Origin of the sequence: Mycobacterium colombiense, from assembly GCF_003284975.1 — a bacterium.
Lineage (GTDB): Bacteria > Actinomycetota > Actinomycetes > Mycobacteriales > Mycobacteriaceae > Mycobacterium > Mycobacterium europaeum_A.
This window is the reverse complement of the sequence record NZ_QMEU01000152.1, coordinates 1-8149: the sequence shown is the minus strand read 5'-3', so window position 1 is coordinate 8149 and position 8149 is coordinate 1. Positions and strand designations below refer to the sequence as shown.

General features: G+C 68.7%; 8 protein-coding genes. 4 read left to right on the top strand and 4 right to left on the bottom strand.

Features of this window, described 5'->3' with window-relative positions:
• From DQP58_RS24945 to glmS, 4 genes are all read right to left on the bottom strand, one after another.
• A partial coding sequence (locus DQP58_RS24945) for a bifunctional ADP-dependent NAD(P)H-hydrate dehydratase/NAD(P)H-hydrate epimerase (RefSeq protein WP_133259433.1) occupies positions 1–1263 on the bottom strand: 1263 nt, incomplete at its 3' end.
• Positions 1264–1336: 73 nt separating this feature from the next.
• A complete protein-coding gene (locus DQP58_RS24940) occupies positions 1337–2017 on the bottom strand; it encodes a rhomboid-like protein (protein WP_240630126.1) in 681 nt (226 codons plus the stop codon).
• A gap of 104 nt (positions 2018–2121) precedes the next feature.
• Entirely contained in the window at positions 2122–3024 is a 903-nt protein-coding gene (locus DQP58_RS24935) for a DUF4436 domain-containing protein (RefSeq protein ID WP_112710775.1), read from the bottom strand.
• Between the two features lie 120 nt (positions 3025–3144).
• On the bottom strand, positions 3145–5019 hold the full coding sequence (gene glmS / locus DQP58_RS24930) for a glutamine--fructose-6-phosphate transaminase (isomerizing) (RefSeq protein ID WP_112710774.1): 1875 nt from the start codon (positions 5017–5019) through the stop codon (positions 3145–3147).
• Positions 5020–5557: 538 nt separating this feature from the next.
• Here glmS and DQP58_RS24925 point away from each other — a divergent pair.
• Genes DQP58_RS24925 through DQP58_RS24910 form a run of 4 tightly spaced genes read left to right on the top strand, consistent with a single transcriptional unit; the run spans position 5558 to position 8096 of the window.
• Positions 5558–5755 carry an Rv1535 family protein gene (locus tag DQP58_RS24925; RefSeq protein WP_112710773.1) on the top strand — a complete coding sequence of 66 codons (198 nt, stop codon included), beginning with the start codon at positions 5558–5560 and terminating at the stop codon, positions 5753–5755.
• Between the two features lie 25 nt (positions 5756–5780).
• The gene (locus DQP58_RS24920) at positions 5781–6632 is read left to right on the top strand and encodes a hypothetical protein (protein ID WP_112710772.1); all 852 of its coding nucleotides are present in this window, start codon (positions 5781–5783) and stop codon (positions 6630–6632) included.
• A 31-nt stretch (positions 6633–6663) separates the two neighbouring features.
• Positions 6664–7014: an ester cyclase gene (locus DQP58_RS24915; RefSeq protein ID WP_112710771.1), complete on the top strand. Its 351-nt coding sequence runs from the start codon at positions 6664–6666 to the stop codon at positions 7012–7014.
• Positions 7015–7052: 38 nt separating this feature from the next.
• Positions 7053–8096 (top strand): LLM class F420-dependent oxidoreductase, encoded by a 1044-nt coding sequence (locus DQP58_RS24910; RefSeq protein WP_112710770.1) that lies wholly within the window; start codon positions 7053–7055, stop codon positions 8094–8096.
• The last annotated feature ends 53 nt before the right edge of the window (positions 8097–8149 follow it).

The window sequence follows — 8149 nt, the reverse complement described above, 5'->3', positions numbered from 1 at the left end:
GGCCCCGATCATCCCGGACAGCACGTCACCCGATCCGGCGGTCGACGCCCAGGACTGCCCGGCCGGATTGAGGTAGACCGGGCCGCCAGGGTCGGCGATGACGGTGACGTTGCCCTTGAGCAGCACCGTGGCGCCGAACGCGTCGGCCAGCTTGCGGCACGCGCCCACCCGGTCATCACCCGGCGGGTTACCCGCCAGTCGCGCGAATTCACCCGCGTGCGGGGTCAGCACCGTCGGCGCGGTGCGGTTGGCCACCAGCTCGGGGTGCGCGGCCAGGATGGTCAGCCCGTCGGCGTCCACGATCACCGGCAGGTCGGTTTCCAGCGCGAACCACAGCGCCGCCGCCCCGACGTCGTCGGTGCCCAGTCCCGGGCCGACGACCCAGGACTGCACCCGGCCGGCCGAGGCGGGGGTGGGCGAGGCGATCACCTCCGGCCAGTGCGCGAGCACCTCGCGGTGCGCGCTGCCGGCGTAGCGGACCATGCCCGAGGTGGCGGTGACGGCGGCGCCGGTGCACAGCACGGCGGCGCCCGGATATGTCGACGAGCCGGCCATCACGCCGGTGACGCCCTGGGAATACTTGTCGTCGTGGGGCCCGGGCACCGGCCAGCGGGCGGCCACGTCGGCGGCCTCGAACCCCAACACGTCGGTCTCGGGTAAGTCGAGCCCGATGTCGATCAGCCGGACGCGCCCGCAATCGGCCAGCGCGTGCACGGGTTTGAGGCCGCCGAAGGTGACGGTCAGCACGGCGCGCACGGCGGGGCCGGTGATCGCGCCGGTTGCCGCGTCGATGCCGCTGGGGATGTCGACGGCGACCACCGGCGGGTCGCCCGCCTCTTTGAAGGCGGCGAACACCTCGGCCGCGGCGGGCCGCAGCGCCCCGGAGCCCGAAATGCCGACCACGCCGTCGATGACGAGATCCGTTGCCGGCGAGACGCTTTCGACTAAGCGACCGCCGGCTTGCCGGAACGCCGCCAGGCCCTTGCGGTGGGTGCGCTCCGGGTTGAGCAGGATCGCGTCGGCGGCCGCGCCCCGACGGCGCAGGAAGGTGGCCGCCCACAACGCGTCTCCGCCGTTGTCCCCGGAGCCGACGACCGCGCACACACGTCGCCCGGTTACCCCGCCGGTGCGCGCCGCTAACTCGCCGATGATCTCGGTGGCCAGCCCGTAGGCCGCGCGTCGCATCAAGGCGCCGTCGGGCAGGCTGGCCAGTAGTGGCGCTTCGGCCTGGCGGATCGCGTCTACCGAGTAGTAATGCCGCATCAGAGTCAGATTACGTGGCACCGTCGCGGGGGCTTGGCGCCCACGGTATTTCGATTGCGCGCGGGTGCCGGCATCAGCTCGGGGTGGCCGGCGGCACGCGGCGGCGCACGATGGCCCGCAGGCGTGCCGGACTCAGCTGCCGGCCGCCCTTGGAACGCGTGCGCGTCATCGGGTAGAAGCACAGGCCGATCAGAATCGAGGTGAAGTGCCCGATCGCGGTGAAGTTCAGTTCGTTGCCCATGGTGATCAGCGGGAAACCGAAGATGACGAACAGCACCCCGAGGTAGCCCCAGCACCATGGCCGAGCGATGTGGTAGGTCAGCACGGCCATCACGCCCACCAGGAAATAGCTGACCCCGATGTCGCGGGCGTGCACCAGCCGTTGCGGGGCGTCGTGGTCCTCGATCGCGAAGTAGAGGATGCCTTCGCTGATGTAGGTGGCCAGGATGTGCGAGCTCAATCCCACTGTGAGCCAGCGCAGCTGGCCGAGCCAGTGTTCGGCCGGCGCGAGAAACAGGGTGAACAGCAGCAGGTAGGGCTCGAAGTTCTTGCCGTCGATCCACAACAGGCTGGAGAACAAGACATCGAGCGGATCCCTACCCAGTTCGTGAATGTTGGTGGAGCGGTGCAGCAGTACCGAGTGCAGCTCCCTGCCGGTGAGATGGGTCTGGATGATCGTGGTGATCATCAGCACCAGCAGCCAGCCATAGGTCAGCGGCGCGCTCGTGACGTAGTGCCAGACCGCCAGCGTCATGCTGCGCACTCGCCTGCGTACCGATGGATGCGCCACGACTCAACCTTCGCACGCGGGGCGCGGCGCCGGACAGCTTCGGCGGCAAACACGCCGCCGGCGTCCGGCTACTTGGCCGGCGCCGGTTCCGCAGGTGCGGGCGCCGGTTCCGCCCGTGCGGCGGCCGTCGGCGGCTTCAAATGCCGCCACCAGCAGCCAATGTAGAGAATCATCGAGACCGCCAGCGCGACCAGCACCCAGATGACGACGGTGATGTCGACCCAGCTGCCGAACGGTGGCGAGCCGGGTAGCGCGTTGCGCAGCGGCACCACCGCGAACAGCATCGCCGCGTACCAGGTCGTCATCGGCGGCTGAAACGGCCGCCGGTCGCGCGCCGTCTGAATCGCCACGACGAGGGCCAGGCTGGCGATCGTGATCAGCACGCCGAGGATGACGATGGCGAACGCCGCGGTGCTCAGCGAGCGCCGCACGTTCAGCCGGTAGGGGCCCTCCGCCTGGGACCTGGTGGCTGACAGCCGCCACCCGGACAGGTGGTCGACGAAGGTCACCGGCACGTGGTCGGGCGCCCGGTCGGTGTCCGGGCCGTAAAAGATTTCGACTTCGATCGGCCCCGAGCGGTATTGGTCGAAGGGCCACCGCTCGATCTGGCCGGCGATGGTCAGCGGGACCGCCATCAGGCCGGGCAGCATGCCCTTGGTCCAGGTGTGCCGGGACGGCATCGCCGAGGAACGCACGCGCAGGCTCAGATCGTCCTTGAGGTGATGGGTTTTCGGGTCCAGCAACGCCGATCCGGGATTGAACGCCAGGTTGACGGCGAGCACGCTGTTGTTGGACTGGATGTCTTCGACGTTGATGGTCGCCGACGGTTTGTCGCCGTCGGCCGTCGCGGCGGCCACGTCCAACCGTCTGCCGGTACCGCTCTGCGCGTACATCGCGACGGCCGCCACGTATGCCGCGAGGATGAGGACGACAAGACCCACGATGCCGTACTTCGTGCCGGCCGATCGCATACTTCCTCCCGTACGGACGTAGCCCAACCCACCTGCCGCAAAAGCTTTCCCAGGGCAATGTAATGGATCGGCTGCGTATTCGCCGGTGATACGGGGGAAGCGGCGCGAGCTGTCCCGCGCCTATTCGACGGTGACGGACTTGGCCAGGTTTCGCGGCTTGTCCACGTCGTACCCGCGGGCCTGCGCCACCGACGCGGCAAACACCTGCAGCGGGATGGTCGACAGCAGCGGCTGCAAAAGCGTTGACACCGACGGGATTTCGATCAGGTGGTCGGCGTAGGGGCGCACGGTGTCGTCGCCTTCCTCGGCGATCACGATGGTGATCGCGCCGCGCGCCTGGATCTCTCGGATGTTGGACAGCAGCTTGGCGTGCAGCACGGCCGACCCCTTGGGGGACGGCATGATGACGATGACCGGCAGATCGTCCTCGATCAGCGCGATCGGGCCGTGCTTGAGCTCACCGGCGGCGAACCCCTCGGCGTGCATGTAGGCCAATTCCTTGAGTTTCAGCGCACCTTCGAGCGCGACCGGGTAGCCGACGTGGCGGCCCAGGAACAACACCGTCGGGGACTGAGCGAACTGGTAGGCCAGCGCGGACACCGGCTTGATCGTCGCGATCACCCGCGCCACGAGGTCCGGCATCGCTTCCAGCTCGTGGTATTCGCGCTGCACCTCGTCGGGGTACTTGGTGCCCCGGGCCTGCGCCAGCGCCAGCCCCACCAGATAGTTGGCGGTGATCTGCGCCAGGAACGTCTTGGTGGAGGCCACCCCGATCTCCGGGCCGGCGCGGGTGTACAGCACGGCGTCGCACTCGCGCGGGATCTGCGAGCCGTTGGTGTTGCAGATGGCCAGCACCTTGGCCTTCTGCTCCTTGGCGTGCCGGACCGCCTCGAGCGTGTCCGCGGTCTCGCCGGACTGCGAGATGGCGACCACCAGGGTGCTGCGGTCCAAAACCGGGTCGCGGTAGCGGAATTCGCTGGCCAGCTCGACCTCGACCGGCAGCCGCGTCCAGTGCTCGATCGCGTACTTCGCCAGCAGCCCGGAGTGGTAGGCGGTGCCGCAGGCGACCACGAACACCTTGTCGATCTCGCGCAGTTCCTGATCGGACAGCCGCTGTTCATCGAGGACGATCCGGCCGTCGACGAAGTGTCCCAGCAGGGTGTCGGCCACCGCGGCCGGCTGCTCGGCGATCTCCTTGAGCATGAAGTACTCGTAGCCGCCCTTCTCGGCGGCGGCCAGGTCCCAATCGATGTGGAACTCGCGGTATGCCCCGGGCCCCAAATCCTCGTTGCCGTCGAAGTCGGTGATCCGGTAACCGTCCGCGGTGATCACCACGGCCTGGTCCTGGCCGAGTTCGATGGCGTTGCGGGTGTGCGGGATGAACGCCGCGACGTCGGAGCCGACGAACATCTCGCCGTCGCCGATGCCGATCACCAGGGGGGTGGAGCGGCGGGCGGCGACGATGGTGCCCGGTTCGTCGGCGTTGGCGAAAACCAGCGTGAAGTGGCCGTCCAGGCGGCGCAGCACCGCGAGCACCGACGCGGCGAAATCGCCCGCGGTGTCGCCGTGCCGGTATGCCTGCGCCACCAGATGCACCGCGACCTCGGTGTCGGTGTCGCTGGCGAACTCGACGCCCTGGACCTCCAGTTCGTGGCGCAGGTTGGCGTAGTTCTCGATGATGCCGTTGTGGACCACGGCGATCTTGCCGGCGGTGTCGCGGTGCGGGTGCGCGTTGCGGTCGGTGGGGCGACCGTGGGTGGCCCACCGGGTGTGGCCCAGACCGGTGGTCCCGGTCAGCGACGACGCCGGCATCTCGGCGACCGCCTCTTCCAGGTTGGCCAGCCGGCCGGCGCGACGGCTGACGGTCAGCGTGCCGTCACCGTTGGCCAGGGCGACGCCCGACGAGTCGTAGCCGCGGTACTCCATCCGGCGCAGCGCGGCCATGACGACCTCGCAGGCGGGCTGCTGCCCGACATAGCCGACGATTCCGCACATTCTGAACAGGGTAGTGCAGGCGCGGCACCGATCCCGCACTCCGCGGCCGGGGTCGGGCCGCCCACCTGCGCAAAGGGCCCGCTGTGACCTTGCCCTATCGCCGGTTCTGGTTCCACCGCGCGTGGGCCGGGCGCCCTGGGCCCCTCCGCCATTCACTCGAGCGTCATAAACGGCGGGAACGTTTTTCACCCGATGTATGCGTGACGTTTTCGTGTCGCACCAACGTCCGCGGGACCCACCGCCCTAACATTTGAAATGTCAGCAAATCCTGGAAATAAGCGAAAAGCCGCGGAAGGACGAGCCGCTTGAAGCCCGCCCGATCACGATCGCACAGCTTGTCAGCCACGCAGCCGCGGTCATCCGTTTGCAGTAAAGATTTTATTCGGTATCGGCCGAGTTATCTGGCTACCTGGGAGCACGCTTTTAGCCGAGCAATGGATTTTCGTCGTCAGTGGTTGTTAACCGGGAATTGTGCAACGGGTCGTATTGAGATGCGTAACTTTCTCCGACCGCCCGCCGGGCGCCATGGGAGGCAATCATGACCGCAGTTCGCTACGACGACGCGGTGCCCGCCTCGGCGGCGCCGGTAGCCACGCAACCGGCCTCGCCGCGCCGGCAGCCCGCGGCCGGCCCCACGGACCCCGTGATGGCCATGACCACCCGGTTGCTGTCCATCCCGCTGCAGCAGCTCTACGCGGCGCTGTGGCGGGTGGGTGTCCTCGAGGTCAGGGCCTAGACGAAGGATGCGCTAACGTCAACGCGTGGCCCGCATCCGCAAGCTCGTCGCAGCTCTCAGCCGCCGTGGTCCGCATCGGGTTTTGCGTGGTGACCTGGCCTTCGCCGGGCTGCCGGGGGTGGTGTACACCCCCGAGGAGGGGCTGAATCTGCCCGGGGTGGCGTTCGGCCACGATTGGCTCGCCGGAGCGGCCCGGTATTCGAACCTGCTCGAGCACCTGGCCTCGTGGGGCATCGTGGCCGGCGCGCCCGACACCCAGCGCGGCCTGGCGCCGTCGGTGCTCAACTTCGCCTTCGATCTCGGCACCGCCCTGGACATCATCTCGGGCGTGCGCCTGGGCCCCGGCAAGATCAGCGTGCATCCGGCCAAGCTCGGCGTGGCCGGTCACGGTTTCGGCGGCTCGGCGGCGGTGTTCGCCGCGGCCGGGATGGCAGGATCGGCCGGCGTGCCGGCCAGGTCAGTGGCCGCGATCTTCCCGACCGTCACCAGTCCGCCGGCCCAGCAGCCGGCCGCGACGCTGCAGGTTCCCGGGGTGATCTTCGCCGCGCCGGGCGATCCGAAAACCCTGAACTCCCATGCCTTGCCCCTCGCCGACGTGTGGGACGCGGCGACGCTGCGCATCGTCAGCAAGGCCGAACCCGGTGGCCTGGTCGAGGGACGGCGGCTGACCACGGTGGTGGGTCTGGCCGGACCGCACCGGCGCACGCAGCGGTCGGTTCGGGCGCTGCTGACCGGCTACCTGCTCTATGCGCTCGCCGGCGACAAGAAGTACCGTGACTTCGCCGACCCCGACGTGCACCTGCCCCGCACCGACGCGATCGACCCCGAGGCCGAAGCGATTCCCCTGGAAGACAAGATCGTCGCCCTGCTGAAGTGAGAAGGCGCGGCCGACGGGGTAATTGCCCCGTATGTCGACCGTGCGAGCGCTCTACGACCGCTGGATCATCGAGCTGTGGAACGGCGCGCCCGTCGCGCCCGAGATCGTCACCGACGACTTCGTAGGTCATTGGCCCGGCCGGGAGGTCTGCGGACCCCAGGAGCTCGCACAGATGGTCGAGCAGACCCGAAACATGTTCTCGGACTTGAGCTTTGCCATCGAGCTCGGCCCGCTGCGTGACGGCGACCTAGTCGCGGGCCGCTGGGTGGGCACCGGCCTGGGCCCGGACGGGCCGGTCTCGTTCACCGGCAACGACATCCTGCGCCTCGCCGCCGACGGTCAGCGGTTCGCGGAGTACTGGACGGGCACTTCGGCGGGCTGACGGCCTTGGACCGCGCGGCAGCGTGGTAAGTGTCAGAGATGAGAATCGGGATCGCTCTGAACTATTCGGGCGGCTTTCACGAGGCCGTGGATCGCGTGGTCGAACTCGAGAAGTCCGGCATCGAGGTCGCGGTGGTGGCCGAGGCGTATGCCTTCGACGCCATCAGCCAGCTGGGATACCTGGCCGCCAAGACCAACAGCGTCGAGCTGGCCTCCGGGGTGTTGCCCATCTACATCCGCACCCCGTCGCTGCTGGCGATGACCGCCGCGGGGCTGGATTACGTGTCGGACGGGCGTTTCCGCCTCGGCATCGGCACCTCCGGGCCGCAGGTGATCGAGGGGTTCCACGGTGTCCCGTTCGACGCCCCGATCGGGCGCACCCGCGAGATCGTGGAGATCTGCCGCAAGGTGTGGCGGCGCGAACGCGTGCAATACGACGGCAAGCACTATCAGCTACCGCTGCCCGCGGACCGCGGCACGGGATTGGGCAAGTCGCTGCAACTCATCAATCACCCTGTGCGCGAACGCATTCCGGTCAGCATCGCCGCGCTGGGACCCAAGAACGTCGAGCTCACCGCCGAAATCGCCGAGGGCTGGCAGCCCGTGTTCTACCTGCCGGACAAGGCCGACTCGATCTGGGGCGAGGCGCTGGCGGCCGGTGCCGCCAAGCGCGATCCCGCGCTGGGGCCACTCGACGTGATGGTGCACGCGTCGTTGGCCATCGGCGAGAACCTCGACGAGCGGCTGGCCTGGGTCAAGCCGCAGCTGGGCCTCTACCTCGGCGGGATGGGCGCCAAAGGCCGCAATTTCTATCACAATCTGGCGACGCGCTACGGGTTCGGCGCGGTCGCCGACCGGATCCAGGAGCTGTATCTGTCCGGCCGCAAGCAGGAGGCCATCGACGCAGTGCCCGACGAGTTGGTGCGCGGCATGTCACTGATCGGACCGCCTGGGTACGTGGCCGAACGCATGGCCGCCTTTGCCGAGGCCGGGGTGACCACGCTGTTGGTGAACCCGCTGTCCACCGACCGGGCCGAATCCATGCGCTTCGTCGAGGAGGCTTTGCGGCTGCGGCCCGTCTGAGCGGTCACTGCCCCGCCTGCGGAAGCTGGTCGGCGGCAATCTCGCACGGCGTT